The sequence below is a fragment of the Flagellimonas iocasae genome (genome assembly GCF_042682725.1).
GTDB classification, from domain to species: Bacteria; Bacteroidota; Bacteroidia; order Flavobacteriales; family Flavobacteriaceae; genus Flagellimonas; species Flagellimonas iocasae.
In genome coordinates this window covers 380,483-394,868 of record NZ_JBHUHU010000001.1, presented here as the reverse complement: position 1 = coordinate 394,868, position 14,386 = coordinate 380,483, and the positions used below count along the sequence as shown (strand labels likewise).

Sequence of the window (14,386 nt, the reverse complement as noted above, 5' to 3'; positions counted from 1 at the left end):
TTATCCGATAGGCTTCATTGCGGTCATGGAAGCACGCAAACGAGCTCCAACCACTTCTACATCATGGGTGCGGATGGCTTTGTTCACTGCAATAAGTTTCACATTATCCACACCATTATTTTTTCCTTCACCAAAGTGCTTACCGATAACATCTGTTTCGATTTTCTTCATGAAATCAGTCAACAAAGGTTTACAAGCATGGTCAAACAAATAGCAACCATACTCAGCTGTATCAGAAATAACACGGTTCATCTCGAACAATTTCTTTCTAGCGATGGTATTGGCAATCAAAGGCGTTTCATGCAGTGACTCGTAGTACGCAGAGTCTCCAATGATTCCTGATTCCGTCATGGTTTCATAGGCCAATTCTACCCCGGATTTCACAAAAGCGACCATCAACACGCCATTGTCATAATATTCTTGCTCAGAAATGGACACATCGCCAGCAGGAGTCTTCTCAAAATCAGTTTCTCCGGTAGCGGCACGCCAATCCAATAGATTTTTATCACCATTGTTCCAATCTTCCATCATGGTTTTGGAGAAATGACCACTCATGATATCATCCATATGCTTTTGGAACAACGGACGCATGATTGCTTTCAATTCTTCGGCCAAATCAAAGGCTTTGATCTTGGCAGGGTTGGACAAACGGTCCATCATGTTGGTGATCCCCCCTTGTTTCAATCCTTCGGTGATGGTTTCCCATCCGTATTGAATCAATTTGGAGGCATATCCAGCATCCACTCCTTTTTCAATCATTTTATTGAAAGAAAGGATAGATCCAGTCTGCAACAAACCACAAAGAATGGTCTGCTCACCCATCAAATCCGACTTTACTTCCGCCACAAAGGAAGATTCCAACACACCGGCTTTATCACCACCTGTACCAGCGGCATAGGCCTTGGCCTGCTCCAACCCTTTACCCTCAGGGTCATTTTCTGGGTGAACGGCAATCAAGGTAGGTACCCCGAATCCTCTTTTGTATTCTTCACGCACTTCAGAACCTGGACTTTTTGGTGCCACCATGATTACGGTAAGGTCCTCACGCACCTGCATTCCTTCTTCCACAATGTTGAATCCGTGGGAATATGACAAGGTAGCTCCCTTCTTCATCAATGGCATAACCGTACCCACAACATTGGTGTGTTGCTTATCTGGAGTCAAGTTGATGACCAAATCCGCAGTAGGAATCAATTCTTCATAGGTCCCTACAGTGAAGTTGTTCTCACTGGCATTTTTAAAGGATTGTCTCTTTTCTTTTATGGCGGCGGCACGTAGTGCATAGGAAATATCCAAACCGGAATCCCTCATGTTCAACCCTTGGTTCAACCCTTGTGCGCCACAGCCCACAATTACAATTTTCTTGCCTTTTAGGGCGGTAACACCATCAGCAAACTCGCTTGGGTCCATAAACCTACATTTTCCCAATTGGGTCAATTGCTCACGAAGCGACAGTGTATTGAAGTAATTTGTCATTTTTAGTATCTGATTTTGCTATTTATTGATTTTGAAATTCTGCTAAAATATTGGTAATAGGCATGGCGTCCTTACTCACTGCAATTCTACCGGTACGCACAAACTGCATGATGCCATACGGTTCCAAGGCCTCGTGCATTTCATCAATCTCATGCCGACGGCCAGTTTTGGCCAAAACAAAAAATTCGCGGCTTACGGTGACAATCTGAGAATGATGCTCTTTGATGATATTTTGAATTTGACGTTCATCAAACAACAAGTGGGACGCTACTTTGAACAAAGCAGACTCTTGATAAATGGTTTCATCATCGGTATGATAGTAGGCCTTTATGACTTCTACCTGTTTCTCGATTTGGTTGACGATTTTTATCGCCCAATCCTCGGTTGAAAAAATTACAATCGTGAATTTTGAAACCCCTTCTATCTCTGATTTTGAAACATTTAAACTTTCTATATTGATGTGTCGCTTTAAGAATATTCCTGATATTCTATTCAGCAATCCTACATGATTTTCGGAATATACCGAAATGGTAAACCATTGTTTTTCCATGCTTATTTTATTTTAACTGCAACGCTGTGCGAATCAAACCTTGTTATTTTAATATGATATCGGAAATAGAAGCTCCTGTGGGTACCATTGGGAACACATTGTCTTCCTTCTCCACCCTAACTTCCAAGAAATAAGGGTCTTTGGAAGCCATCATTTCCTCAACAGCATCCTTCAATTCGGAACGCTCCACTACTCTTCTGGATTTAATGTGATATCCTTCTGCGATTTTCACGAAGTCAGGATTGGTCATAACGGTTGAAGCGTAACGTCTTTCAAAGAAAAGCTCTTGCCATTGACGTACCATCCCCAAGTGGTCGTTATTCAAAACCACAATTTTCACGGGAAGTTTATGTTGAAAAATAACCCCAAGCTCTTGAATGGTCATTTGGTACCCACCATCTCCGATAATTGCGACCACTTCACGGTCCATGGCACCCATTTTGGCTCCAATAGCCGCCGGAAGTGCAAATCCCATCGTACCCAAACCACCAGAGGTGATATTACTCTTGGTCTGTTTGAATTTGGCATAACGACACGCGATCATTTGGTGCTGACCCACGTCAGACACAATTACTGCCTTGTGTTTTGAAGCCACATTGATTTGTTCAATCACCTCACCCATCGTAAGTCCTGGCTTGGTGGGATAAATATCCTTTTCAATCAGTGTGTCGTATTCGATTTTGTGCTTTTTTTCAAACTCGGCCAACCATTCTTTGTGTTCATTTTTGTTGACCAAAGGCAAGAGCAATTCCAAAGTTTGTTTGGCATTCCCCAAAACAGCAACATCCGCTTTTACGTTTTTATTTACTTCCGCTGGATCAATCTCAAAATGAATGACTTTTGCCTGCTTGGCATAGGTTTCCAAATTACCTGTCACCCTATCATCAAAGCGCATACCGATAGCCACAAGTACATCGCACTCATTGGTCAGGACATTGGGGCCGTAATTTCCATGCATGCCCACCATACCTACATTCAAAGGATGGTCGGTATCCATGGCGGAAAGTCCCAAAATGGTCCATGCAGCAGGTATTCCTGCTTTCTCAACCAAGGCTTTGAGCTGTTCCTCTGCTTCACCTAAAATAACCCCTTGTCCAAAGACGATATAAGGTTTTTTGGCGTTGTTAATCAATTCGGCTGCTTTTTCAATAGCGCTCAAATCTGGAGCTGGAGCAGGTTTATAGCTTCGTACCCCAGTACATTTTTCGTACACGAAATCCAATTCATCAAATTGGGCATTTTTGGTGATATCCACCAAAACTGGACCCGGTCTACCTGATTTGGCAATGTAGAATGCCTTTGCCATGATCTCTGGGATTTCCTCGGCACGGGTAATCTGATAATTCCATTTGGTCACTGGTGTTGAAATGCCAACGATATCCGTTTCTTGGAAGGCATCAGAACCCAATAGATGACGCGCTACCTGTCCGGTGATACACACCATTGGGGTAGAATCTATCTGTGCATCGGCGATGCCTGTCACCAAATTTGTGGCACCAGGACCGGACGTAGCCATGGCTACACCTACTCTTCCACTTACCCGTGCATACCCCTGAGCAGCATGGGTAGCCCCTTGTTCATGACGGGTGAGGATATGTGTCAGTTTATCCTGAAATTTATATAACTCATCATACACTGGCATGATGGCTCCTCCGGGATATCCATAAATCAAATCGACCCCTTCCGCCAACAAACAATGTATAATGGCCTCAGCACCGGTAATACGAATCGAAGTGCTTTTTTTCTTGTCTTTCTTTTGTGCTTTTAACGTCTCCATAAGCGTATATTTTAGGGAAATACACCCTTGTTCCTATATTGGAACTTTAACTGTTAGAACATATCGGTAACACAGCCTTTGGAAGCTGATGATACCATTTTTGCGTATTTGTATAGACTTCCTGATTTGATTTTCAACTCAGGTTGTTTCCACTCTTTTCTTCGTTGCTCCAGCTCTTCGTTTGAAATATTGATGTTGATGGTATTGTTCACTGCATCGATGGTAATTTCATCGCCATCTTTCACCAAGGCAATTCCTCCACCCACTTGGGCTTCGGGTGAAACATGCCCTACCACAAAACCGTGGGAACCTCCAGAAAAGCGACCGTCAGTAATCAAAGCGACATCTTTTCCTAGACCAGCACCCATAATGGCAGAGGTTGGTTTCAACATTTCAGGCATTCCGGGGGCGCCTTTTGGGCCTTCATACCGAATGACCACAACATCTCCTTTTTGCACCTTCCCAGTATGAATCCCCTCGTTAACGGCAGTTTCGCTATCAAAAACACGGGCAGTTCCGGTAAATTCCAATCCTTCTTTTCCTGTGATTTTAGCTACAGCACCTTCGGTAGCTAAGTTTCCGTAAAGGATTCTGATGTGCCCCGTTTCCTTGATGGGTTGGTCTTTCTTTCGGATAATATCCTGACCTTCTACCAAATCTGGAGCATCCAATAGGTTTTCGGCCAATGTTCTTCCGGTCACTGTCATACAGTCACCATGCAACATACCTTCCTTCAACATATATTTTAGGACTGCTGGAACCCCACCCACTTTGTGTAGGTCTTCCATCAAATACTTTCCGCTAGGCTTTAAATCGGCCAACAAGGGGGTGGTTTCACTGATTCGAGTGATGTCTTCCAAGGTGAAATCCACATCGCCAGCATGGGCTATGGCCATAAAGTGCAAAACCGCATTGGTTGAGCCACCCAATACCGTTACCAATCGGAAAGCGTTCTCCAAAGCTTTTTTGGTAACAATGTCACGCGGTTTAATATCCTCACGCAATAAGTGAAGCATAGCCTCACCCGCAGCTTCGCAATCCGCGCCTTTTTTGGCATTCACCGCAGGGATGGATGAGTTAAATGGCAATGACATGCCCATAGCTTCGATAGCCGAGGCCATGGTATTTGCTGTATACATTCCACCGCAAGCCCCAGCTCCGGGACACGCTTTGTGAATGACTTCCTTGAATTCAACTTCATCAATTGTTCCCGCTACGCGCTGACCATAGGCTTCAAAAGCAGAAATGATATCCAATTTTTTATCCTTATGGCATCCAGGAGCAATTGTTCCACCATATACTAAAATGGAGGGGCGGTTCAAACGGAGTTGCGCCATTAAGGCACCTGGCATATTCTTATCGCATCCAACAACTGTTACCAAACCATCATACGCCATGGCTTGTACCACGGTTTCCATGGAATCCGCAATGATATCCCTGGATGGAAGCGAATACCGCATCCCTGGTGTACCGTTGGAGATACCATCACTCACACCAATGGTATTGAAAATTAGACCGACCAAATTGGAAGCCTCCGCTCCTCTTTTGACATCAAGGGCCAGTTTGTTCAGGTGCATGTTACAGGGGTTTCCCTCGTAACCAGTGCTGGCTATTCCTATAAAGGGTTTTTGTAAATCTTCATCAGTGAGCCCTAGCGCGTGTAACATTGCTTGTGCAGCAGGTAGCGTAGGGTCTTGGGTCACAGTCTTGCTAAACTTGTTCAATTCCATTGTAAAATTTTCATTCAAATACAGAATTCCATTGAATTTAATCTGTTATTCAAAGATAAATGTTTAAAAAGGCCCATATTTTTAACAGTTTCGGGCTGTTTAAATCCATTTAAAAAATAATCATATTAAAAACCTGTTATTCAATTAGTTAGGTTAATTCAAAATCCAACATTCATTTATTTTTATTCGTAAAGAAAAAGGGCCTGTATCGCTTTGATACAGGCCCTTCTCCAACAACAGCGCGACTGTATCATTCCCAATTGGGAACAATAATGACGACACCGTTGACTAGGATATTTCTTTTCATGGGTCAATGTTACAAAAAATAAACCTTAAAAAAGGCGAAAACTTAAATCAATTTAAGGGAAAGAGAATCTCCTGCTTTTTTCTGGGCCAAAACACAAATTGCAGCCTCTGAAAGTTGCAAAATTCTGGGGTATCCGCCGGTAGTTTGCCCATCTTTCATCAAAATAATCAAACGACCTGCAGGAGTCAACTGTACGGTACCGGGCAGTGTTCCCGAAGTGAGCATGGAATGGGAATGCTCCTCAATTAGTTCATTGAGTTGATAGGCCATACGGTCATTTGCCTTTGAAACGGTAAATGGCTTGGAGAAAATTTCCGTTAATTGTTTATCCGTCAAGAGCGAGAACTCTGGTCCTTTGAACACCTCCAATTCATCCGTAAGAAAATGGTCTTCAATTTTTACTTCGGAAATAATGGGGGTATATGAAGCTGTTTTTGGATACGGAATTTCATCCCCATCTTTGATGCGCTTCTTTTTGGTCACTGGAGAATATTGTGAACGGCTGTCCAACACCTTTTCGGTTTGAAAACCTCCTTTTATGGCCAAATAAGTCCTGAATCCGTTCTTTAGCTTTCCGAATGACAAAATATCCCCTTCAGAGATTTGCACCACTTGATGGTTTTCAATTACTGTGTCATTCAATTTGGCTTCAAGATGTGCGCCGGAAAGACTGATGGCCGTGGGTTCTTCAAATTGAAGTTTCGGCCCCATCATGGTAATCTCCATGACGGCATCATTAGGGTCGTTTTCCAACAAAAGGTTTGCTTTCTTCACCGATTCGATATCCATAGCTCCTGAAATGGGAACACCAATATCTCGATGGCCAAATCGGCCCAAGTCCTGAATGGTAATGAAAAAACCTGACTTTAGTACCTTAAGCATCCAACAACACTTTTTCTGGTTTATAAATTCCTACCTCGCCTTCAATCTTGTGCAGGTTATACTCGGCCTTGGATATTTGTTGAAACTGTATCTTATCCCCTACTTTCACAAAGCAAGGGTCCTTTAGGCTTGGATTGAACAAGGGAATGGGGCAATTGCCAATGATATTCCATCCGCCTGGGGAATCTTGTGGATATACTCCGGTCTGCTTACCTGCCAGCCCAACCGAACCTTTTGCTACTTGAAGTCGTGGTTCTGCTCGCCTTGGAATCTCGAGGGATGCTGGCAATCCACCCAAATACATGAACCCGGGCAAGAATCCTATTCCATATACAATATATTGATGGGATGTATGCTGTTTGATAAGCTCCTCTTTGGAAAGCTTTAGGGTGTTGCAGACTTCCTCTATATCAATCCCGAATTCAGCATCGTAGCAAACAGGAATTCGCCATAAGTGTTGAACTCGCTTGGTCTTGGCAGCAGCTTGCTTTTCATGACATTCCAAAATAACCCTCTTGATATTGTCAAAGTCCAAATGCTCATCATTGCATACCATGGTCAACGAATTATAGGCAACGGACATTTCCCATCCGGGGAGTTGCAACTCCTTGAATGCATCCATGAAATCCAGAATATCGGCTAAAATGGACACCTCTACCTTGCTCGGCCATTCCACTAAAACGGCCCGCTCACCAAAGGGTTTGATGCTGATGGGGTAACTTTTCACTGTAGTAATTGCACCTGGTGTTTGGAAAATTCTTGGGAAAGATACATTAATATTTCCAATGCGGAAGGGGTATCGCCATGGATACAAAGGGTTTTTGCATCAATGTTGATAAACTCCCCCGAAACTGCCCGTACATGACCTTCTTTTATGATGGCAAGAATATGTTCCAGCACCTGTTCAGGGTCTTGAATGAGTGCATTGGCTTGTTTTCGGTTCACCAAACTTAAATCGCTATTGTAGTTTCTGTCCCCGAAGGCTTCATACCAAATATCAAATCCCTGTTGAAGGGCTAACTCGGCAATCACCGAACCAAAGGGAACATAAAGTACTGTTTGGGTTTTGTATTCTTGAATGGCTTCCAAATAAGTTTCCGCCAAATTCTTGTCTTTTGCAGTTTGATTGTAGAGTGCTCCATGGGCTTTGATATGATGCATCTCTCCCCCTTCTTGTGTTAGAATTGCGCCGAAGCTCTTTAATTGCTCAATGATGCTCTTCTGGAGCTCCTGTTTTGAAATGTCCATCACCTGTCTTCCAAAATTCTCGCGGTCCGGATAGGAAGGATGTGCCCCAATTTTTACATTATGGTGTTGGGCCAGCTTCACGATTTGGGTCATGGTCTCGGTATTACCTGCGTGTCCACCGCAAGCAATATTACAAGAACTGATAAATGGGAAAATTTCGGCCTCGTTGCCAACACCTTCACCCACATCACAATTGATATCTATATCCCAACCTTCCATCAATAGACTCCCATTACTTTAAGAATACTTTTCACACCCAGAAAGATGGCAAAGCCCACAATGGCAAAGCCCAATATATTTTGAATCAACGTATTCTTATGTTCTCCCATAACTGCTTTTCTATTCACTATCCATAATAATAGGATAGCCATAATTGGCAGTAACAATCCATTGGCGACTTGGGCAAATTGAATTACTTCGATGGGTTTGATGTCAAAAGACAAAAAGAACACTCCACAAAAAAGCACAATCGCCCAAACCATTTTGAATCTCTTGTCCTCCATATTTCCACCCCAGTCAAAACAACTACTGGCCACAAAGGCTGCAGCAAGAGGAGCAGTTATTGCAGAAGTAATGCCGGCTGCCAACAAACCTATTGCCATAAAATACACCGCCATTTTCCCGAAAAGAGGTTCCAAACCTTTCGCCATGTCCAAGGCGTTGGTAATATTATCAATGGGTGCAGATGCCGCGGTCACCAAAATGGCCATGGAGACCAATCCGCCCAAAGCAATGGAAATTATGGTATCCCATTTTACGGTTTTGAGCTCCTTGCTCGATTTCCACTTTTGCTTCACCAGTGATGCGTGTAAGAACAAATTATAGGGCACAACCGTGGTTCCCACCAAGGCAATTACCGTAAAAAGTCCACCTTCTGGCATGGTTGGTACAAAGGCGCCTTTTAAAATAGCCGTCAGCGAAGGCTTGGTCATGATGGCACAGATGAGAAAACTCAAGCCCATGATTCCCACCAATCCAACAAAAACCCGTTCCAGAATTTTATACGTGCTGAACCACAACAATACAAAAATGAATATGCCAACAATAGCCGGATAAAATGACGTCACTGATGTTTTGGGAAAAAGTTGATTGAGCCCCAAAGTGGCTCCGCCAATATTTCCGGCTTCATAAGCTGCATTACCTACCAATATAGCGGCAAGTACAACAATAATCACAAACTTTTTAATCCACGGTGTTTTTAGCTCGGTGCGCACCACATCCACAAGACCTGTCTGGGCTACAACCCCAATTCTACCGGCCATTCCTTGAAGTATAATAGTGGCCAATACAGAAACCAATAGGGCCCAAATTAAAGGATAACCAAACTGCGCTCCTGCCAGGGTGCACATGGTAAGTGTTCCAGGCCCTACAAAGGCCGCGGCCACCAATACACCTGGGCCTAATTTTTTGAGCATAGTTTGGGCTGGTTTTAGGGTTTGAATTTAAGAGGATATTGGGACAAACTAGGTATTTCATCCAAAAAAATGCATTTCGTCTAAAAGTGGGATGTTTTACATCGAGTTTTTATACGAATATGAAAAAGCAGAAGTTATAATAGTCCCAAATCATACTAGACCTTAAACTGGACAAATACTTATGACATGTAAGGATTGTGAAAAAAGTATTGGACACCAACAATATAGAGAATCAATGGATTCTTTGGGTGTCCAACTTTGTGAGAGACATACACGACTTATTAAAAAAGTCATCTTAGATAACAATACCCCATTAGAGGCCATTCACTTATTTTACGCGTTGAAAGAAGCAGGTGCCTACCCTATGTTGGAATGGTGGGATGGTAAAAAGTCTGTGGACATTGCCATTTCAAGGGTAAAATTGAACATAGAGATTGACAAGGACTATAACATGATTACGCATGAACAGGCCATAAGTGATCTTGAAGATGCCATGCACTCCTTTAAAAATGGGTTCACCACGGTACGGATACCCCATTTGGCCATAAAATATTATCTAGAGGAAACTGTCCAGAATATTCTGGGGATAATTTCTGGACTTAAGGCCAACATCAAGGCTATTTAATCACAAAACTGTAATCGCTTGTCCCGTTTGGTCTCCTTGTATTCCAAAATATTGATGACAACAGATTCTTCGCCAATGTTCTCTAGATCATTAACGTAGTTTTTCCCTCTGTTCTCAAAATATTCGGTATCTCCAGGGTTCAGTTTTATCATGTCTATTTTCCCATTCCCATATCGGGTAAGGACCAGACCTCCGGTTGTACAAACCCAACCGTAGTTGGTATTGTGTCTTCTAAACGGCATGCGCTCGCCAGGAAGCAAGGACAGTTCCCATAGTTTGACACTTTCATTTTCAAACACCAATCGATCACTCAACGATTGTGTAATTTTCTGATGCAGCAACTCATCAATCTTCTCCTGTTCCCACGGGTCAAAGTTCCCAGCAGGATTCAATTCAACACATTGCATTCCATGAACTTTTTAAAATGAGCGCAAAAGTATCTCTAAATCAATTCAATAGAGGATTTATTACCAATGTTTAACGTATTTTTTAAACTTCCGTGCCATTATTGTAATCGATTCCGCTTTTTTTCATCAAAACGAAGTCTGAAATTATCATTTTCACAATCTTACCCCATTTAGTGAGGAATCACTAAAAAAATATCTAATTTGTAACTTATCAGCTCACTGATCATATAGAAAAATTTACAAACCAATATCCAACCAACCTCCATGAAAAAAATACTATTGGCCCTTTTGGCTATTTTTTTGATTCTCGCCGCTATTTTGGTATTCAATACCCTCTCTTTAACATCCAAACAAGTTGAGCCCGAACCACTCGCAGCGATCCAATTTCCAGAAACAATCTATCAAAATCTTTCCAAGGCCATACAATACCAAACCATCTCGCATAGTGAAGAAGCGATACCGGATTCAACCGCTTTCAATGGATTTCACCGTTTTTTGGAAGAAACCTTTCCCTTGACGCATCAAAATTTAAGCCTAGAAAAAATCAGCGGGTATAGCTTGCTATACAAATGGGAAGGCTCGGATGCCTCAAAAAAGCCCATCATCCTCATGTCCCATCAAGATGTGGTTCCGGTAGACCAACCCACCTTGCAAGATTGGGAGGCTCCACCATTTGAAGGGGTTATTACAAACACACATATTATTGGTCGCGGCACCTTGGATGATAAGAGTTCCTTGATCGCGCTGATGGAATCGGTGGAAAGACTATTGAGTGAATCATTCGTCCCTTCCCGCACTATTTATTTGGCTTTTGGACATGATGAAGAACTCGGCGGGTCCAATGGCGCTAATAAAATAGCCGCCCATTTGAAGGAAAAAGGTGTGCATGCGGCCATGACTTTGGATGAAGGTGGACTTTTGGCTGAAAATTTAGTCCCTGGAGTCGATAAAACCGTGGCCATGCTGAATTTGGCCGAAAAAGGGTATGCCTCTTTCCGTTTAACCGTTGAAACTACTGGAGGACACAGCTCTGCCCCACCCAAGGAGAATACCATTGGCATATTGGCCAAGGCCATAGTTGATCTTGAAAACAATCAATTACCCTACAAGCTGGTGAAACCCATCGACTACCAATTTGAATATATGGGTGCCGAACTTCCGTTTTTCAAAAAAATAGCTTTTGCCAATCCCTGGTTGTTCAAGGGTCCCGTTTTGGAAGCGTTGAATGCACATACAACCACCGCACCGACCATTATAAATGGTGGAGTCAAGGACAATGTGATTCCCACTGTGGCGGAGGCCACTGTCAACTTTCGGATTTTACCTGGGGAAACCATCGCCTCCACCAAAGAGCATATCCAAAGTGTGGTTAACGACAAAGTAAAGGTTGAGGAAGCGGGTTTTGTCACCAATCCCTCCCCCGTTTCTGGAATTGATTCGGATGCCTTCAAGACTTTGGAAAAAACTATTCGGTCTGTTTTTCCTGATGCCATTGTGGTACCTGGACTGATTGGTGGGGGTACTGATGCGCGCTATTTCTATGATGTTTCGGATGATGTTTACCGATTTTATCCGGTTCGCATCAGCCCAGAAAGCATGACGCGATTCCATGGCATCGATGAAAAAATCAGTAAGGACAATTACAAGGAAATGATAGTATTTTGCTATAATCTGATCAAGAGATTCGACTAAAATCAAATTTACATATGAAAAACATTAGAATCGTTATTACTTTAATGCTTACACTAAGCATTACAATTTCCAATGCGGGTACCCCTAAAAACGATAAAATTGAAACTCCAAATGATTCGTTAAGACTAGCGGAACTAAATGACTTTTGGGCTGAGGTTTCCAGAACTGTAAGTGAGGGAGACTTCGAAGGCTACAAAGCTACCTATCATGAAGATGCGGTTGTTGTATTTACAACTGGTGAAAACAAAGGATCTGTATCTATTGCCAAGGCGCTACGAAACTGGGAGCAAGATTTCATTGACACCAAGTCAGGAAAAACGCGTAATAGTGTGGAATTCCGTTTTTCCCAGCGGGTGGGTGACGAAACTACCGCACATGAAACAGGAATTTTTGCGTTCCAATCCAATAATGGGACTGGTAACGACAATCCAAAACAGTTCGTGCATTTTAATGCCCTACTGATAAAACGTGCTGAAGCTTGGTTGTTGGTAATGGAATATCAGAAATCCAAAGCAACAGAAGAAGAGTGGAACGTATTGGAATAATCTTGCAATCTGTGCTAAAGGGACAACATACTTTAGGCTATATGATAGTGTAGCAAACTATTATACTTGGGTTTTTTCGCCATAAAAAAGTATAATAGATTTTAATCACCCTAACCATCCTTCGCGATCTAGACTCCGGTATTGAATAGCTTCGGAAATATGATGGGTATTGATTTGGTCCACTTGTTCCAAATCGGCGATGGTTCGGGATACTTTTAAAATACGGTCATAAGCTCTTGCGGAGAGGTTCAATCGTTGCATGGCGTTTTTCAGCAATGTTTTGGAGGCTTCGTCCAATACACAAAACTTCCGAATCAATTTGGTCCCCATTTGAGCATTGTAATGGATGTCCTCCAATGATGAAAATCGCTCAGCTTGAATTTTACGGGCCACAATGACCCTATCCCGAATTATGGCACTGCCCTCCCCTTTTCGTTCATCGGAAAGTTTATCAAACGGAACTGGGGTCACTTCAATATGAATGTCAATCCTATCCAACAACGGACCAGAAATTTTGGCTAAATATCGCTGCATTTCCATCGGGGAAGAGGTCAAAGGCGCATCTGGGTCGTTAAAATATCCACTGGGACTTGGATTCATACTGGCCACCAGCATGAAACTGCTCGGATAGGTCACGGTATATTGGGCTCGGGCAATCGTAACTTCTCGGTCTTCCATGGGCTGACGCATTACCTCCAAAACGCGACGTTCAAACTCTGGGAGTTCATCCAAAAAGAGCACTCCGTTATGGGAAAGTGAAATTTCCCCTGGTTGTGGATAACTGCCCCCTCCAACAAGCGCTGCGGCGCTAATTGTATGATGCGGGTTTCGAAACGGCCGTTGGCGCATCAACCCTCGATTTTTAACCTTCCCCACCACACTGTGTATTTTGGTGGTCTCCAAAGCCTCCTGAATCGTCATGGGCGGTAAAATGGAAGGTAGTCGTTTAGCCAGCATCGTCTTTCCTGCTCCGGGTGGACCAATCAAAATAATGTTGTGTCCGCCAGCTGCGGCAATTTCCATACAGCGCTTAATACTTTCTTGTCCTCTTACATCCGAAAAATCAAAATCCAGATGGCTGGACTGTTCGGAAAATTCCACTTGGTTCTCTACTTGCACCTCTTCCAATGGTTTCCCGGAATCGAAAAAGTCAATGACCTCTTTGATATTATCCACACCATAGACCTTAAAATCCTCGACCACGGCAGCTTCCATAGCATTTTCATTGGGAAGGATAAAGCCTTTAAAGCCTTCTTCCTTGGCTTTGATGGCGATGGGGAGGGCCCCTTTTATGGGTTGAAGGCTTCCGTCCAAAGACAATTCGCCCATAATGAGATAATCTCCAATTTCTTCAGAATTAATTTGATGGGGCGCCGCCAATATGCCCAATGCGAGCGTAAGGTCATAGGCAGAACCTTCTTTTCGCAAATCGGCCGGAGCCATATTGATGGTGATTTTTTTTCCAGGAATTTTGTATCCAATATTTTGAAGCGCGGCCGCAATCCTATAGTTACTTTCCTTGATGGCATTGTCCGGGAGTCCCACCAAGTGATATCCAATCCCTTTGTCCACATTTACTTCAACGACCACGGTAGTGGCATCGATGCCAAAAACGGCACTTCCATAAACTTTAATGAGCATTTAGCAGTGTTTCTGATTAAACGAGAACGAAAAAGTAAACGATCTCACTCAACCACAAGCGCTCTTTTGACGGATACCGGGTTTCCATTTG

13 protein-coding genes are annotated in these 14,386 nt (G+C 43.0%); 3 read left to right on the top strand and 10 right to left on the bottom strand.

Annotated features, from left to right (window positions below; translation table 11 throughout):
- From ilvC to ACFSJE_RS01725, 8 genes are all read right to left on the bottom strand, one after another.
- Positions 1-1,476 carry a ketol-acid reductoisomerase gene (gene ilvC / locus ACFSJE_RS01760; RefSeq protein WP_379829256.1) on the bottom strand — a complete coding sequence of 492 codons (1,476 nt, stop codon included), beginning with the start codon at positions 1,474-1,476 and terminating at the stop codon, positions 1-3.
- Between the two features lie 22 nt (positions 1,477-1,498).
- Positions 1,499-2,026: an acetolactate synthase small subunit gene (gene ilvN, locus ACFSJE_RS01755; RefSeq protein ID WP_379829255.1), complete on the bottom strand. Its 528-nt coding sequence runs from the start codon at positions 2,024-2,026 to the stop codon at positions 1,499-1,501.
- 43 nt (positions 2,027-2,069) lie between these two features.
- The gene (ilvB, locus tag ACFSJE_RS01750; RefSeq protein WP_379829254.1) at positions 2,070-3,803 is read right to left on the bottom strand and encodes a biosynthetic-type acetolactate synthase large subunit; all 1,734 of its coding nucleotides are present in this window, start codon (positions 3,801-3,803) and stop codon (positions 2,070-2,072) included.
- A gap of 53 nt (positions 3,804-3,856) precedes the next feature.
- Entirely contained in the window at positions 3,857-5,533 is a 1,677-nt protein-coding gene (ilvD, locus tag ACFSJE_RS01745; RefSeq protein WP_379829253.1) for a dihydroxy-acid dehydratase, read from the bottom strand.
- A gap of 349 nt (positions 5,534-5,882) precedes the next feature.
- Positions 5,883-6,722: a 5-oxoprolinase subunit C family protein gene (locus ACFSJE_RS01740; protein WP_379829252.1), complete on the bottom strand. Its 840-nt coding sequence runs from the start codon at positions 6,720-6,722 to the stop codon at positions 5,883-5,885.
- Positions 6,715-7,449, bottom strand: coding sequence for a 5-oxoprolinase subunit PxpB (pxpB, locus tag ACFSJE_RS01735; RefSeq protein ID WP_379829251.1), 735 nt, complete (start codon positions 7,447-7,449; stop codon positions 6,715-6,717). Before pxpB ends, ACFSJE_RS01740 begins: the two co-directional genes overlap by 8 nt.
- A complete protein-coding gene (gene pxpA, locus ACFSJE_RS01730) occupies positions 7,446-8,189 on the bottom strand; it encodes a 5-oxoprolinase subunit PxpA (protein ID WP_379829250.1) in 744 nt (247 codons plus the stop codon). Before pxpA ends, pxpB begins: the two co-directional genes overlap by 4 nt.
- Positions 8,189-9,385, bottom strand: coding sequence for an Nramp family divalent metal transporter (locus ACFSJE_RS01725; RefSeq protein WP_379829249.1), 1,197 nt, complete (start codon positions 9,383-9,385; stop codon positions 8,189-8,191). The genes pxpA and ACFSJE_RS01725 overlap by 1 nt, the downstream gene beginning before the upstream one ends.
- Positions 9,386-9,566: 181 nt before the next feature.
- On the opposite strand from ACFSJE_RS01725, the gene ACFSJE_RS01720 reads away from it, so the two are divergent.
- Positions 9,567-10,010: a hypothetical protein gene (locus ACFSJE_RS01720; RefSeq protein WP_379829248.1), complete on the top strand. Its 444-nt coding sequence runs from the start codon at positions 9,567-9,569 to the stop codon at positions 10,008-10,010.
- Here ACFSJE_RS01720 and ACFSJE_RS01715 read toward each other — a convergent pair.
- Positions 10,007-10,417 (bottom strand): hypothetical protein, encoded by a 411-nt coding sequence (locus tag ACFSJE_RS01715; RefSeq protein ID WP_379829247.1) that lies wholly within the window; start codon positions 10,415-10,417, stop codon positions 10,007-10,009. The genes ACFSJE_RS01720 and ACFSJE_RS01715 overlap by 4 nt on opposite strands.
- Positions 10,418-10,681: 264 nt before the next feature.
- On the opposite strand from ACFSJE_RS01715, the gene ACFSJE_RS01710 reads away from it, so the two are divergent.
- Positions 10,682-12,109, top strand: coding sequence for a M20 family peptidase (locus ACFSJE_RS01710; RefSeq protein WP_379829246.1), 1,428 nt, complete (start codon positions 10,682-10,684; stop codon positions 12,107-12,109).
- 14 nt (positions 12,110-12,123) lie between these two features.
- On the top strand, positions 12,124-12,654 hold the full coding sequence (locus ACFSJE_RS01705) for a nuclear transport factor 2 family protein (protein WP_379829245.1): 531 nt from the start codon (positions 12,124-12,126) through the stop codon (positions 12,652-12,654).
- Positions 12,655-12,759: 105 nt separating this feature from the next.
- On the opposite strand, the gene ACFSJE_RS01700 is transcribed toward ACFSJE_RS01705, so the two are convergent.
- On the bottom strand, positions 12,760-14,295 hold the full coding sequence (locus tag ACFSJE_RS01700) for a YifB family Mg chelatase-like AAA ATPase (RefSeq protein ID WP_379829244.1): 1,536 nt from the start codon (positions 14,293-14,295) through the stop codon (positions 12,760-12,762).
- Positions 14,296-14,386 lie beyond the last annotated feature (91 nt).

What these genes read in the sequence shown, in the direction of transcription:
- ilvC (WP_379829256.1), bottom strand. Translation starts at nt 1,476, where the DNA reads ATGACAAATTACTTCAATACACTGTCGCTTCGTGAGCAATTGACCCAA.
- ilvN (WP_379829255.1), bottom strand. Translation starts at nt 2,026, where the DNA reads ATGGAAAAACAATGGTTTACCATTTCGGTATATTCCGAAAATCATGTA.
- ilvB (WP_379829254.1), bottom strand. Translation starts at nt 3,803, where the DNA reads ATGGAGACGTTAAAAGCACAAAAGAAAGACAAGAAAAAAAGCACTTCG.
- ilvD (WP_379829253.1), bottom strand. Translation starts at nt 5,533, where the DNA reads ATGGAATTGAACAAGTTTAGCAAGACTGTGACCCAAGACCCTACGCTA.
- ACFSJE_RS01740 (WP_379829252.1), bottom strand. Translation starts at nt 6,722, where the DNA reads ATGCTTAAGGTACTAAAGTCAGGTTTTTTCATTACCATTCAGGACTTG.
- pxpA (WP_379829250.1), bottom strand. Translation starts at nt 8,189, where the DNA reads ATGGAAGGTTGGGATATAGATATCAATTGTGATGTGGGTGAAGGTGTT.
- ACFSJE_RS01725 (WP_379829249.1), bottom strand. Translation starts at nt 9,385, where the DNA reads ATGCTCAAAAAATTAGGCCCAGGTGTATTGGTGGCCGCGGCCTTTGTA.
- ACFSJE_RS01720 (WP_379829248.1), top strand. Translation starts at nt 9,567, where the DNA reads ATGACATGTAAGGATTGTGAAAAAAGTATTGGACACCAACAATATAGA.
- ACFSJE_RS01715 (WP_379829247.1), bottom strand. Translation starts at nt 10,417, where the DNA reads ATGCAATGTGTTGAATTGAATCCTGCTGGGAACTTTGACCCGTGGGAA.
- ACFSJE_RS01710 (WP_379829246.1), top strand. Translation starts at nt 10,682, where the DNA reads ATGAAAAAAATACTATTGGCCCTTTTGGCTATTTTTTTGATTCTCGCC.
- ACFSJE_RS01705 (WP_379829245.1), top strand. Translation starts at nt 12,124, where the DNA reads ATGAAAAACATTAGAATCGTTATTACTTTAATGCTTACACTAAGCATT.
- ACFSJE_RS01700 (WP_379829244.1), bottom strand. Translation starts at nt 14,295, where the DNA reads ATGCTCATTAAAGTTTATGGAAGTGCCGTTTTTGGCATCGATGCCACT.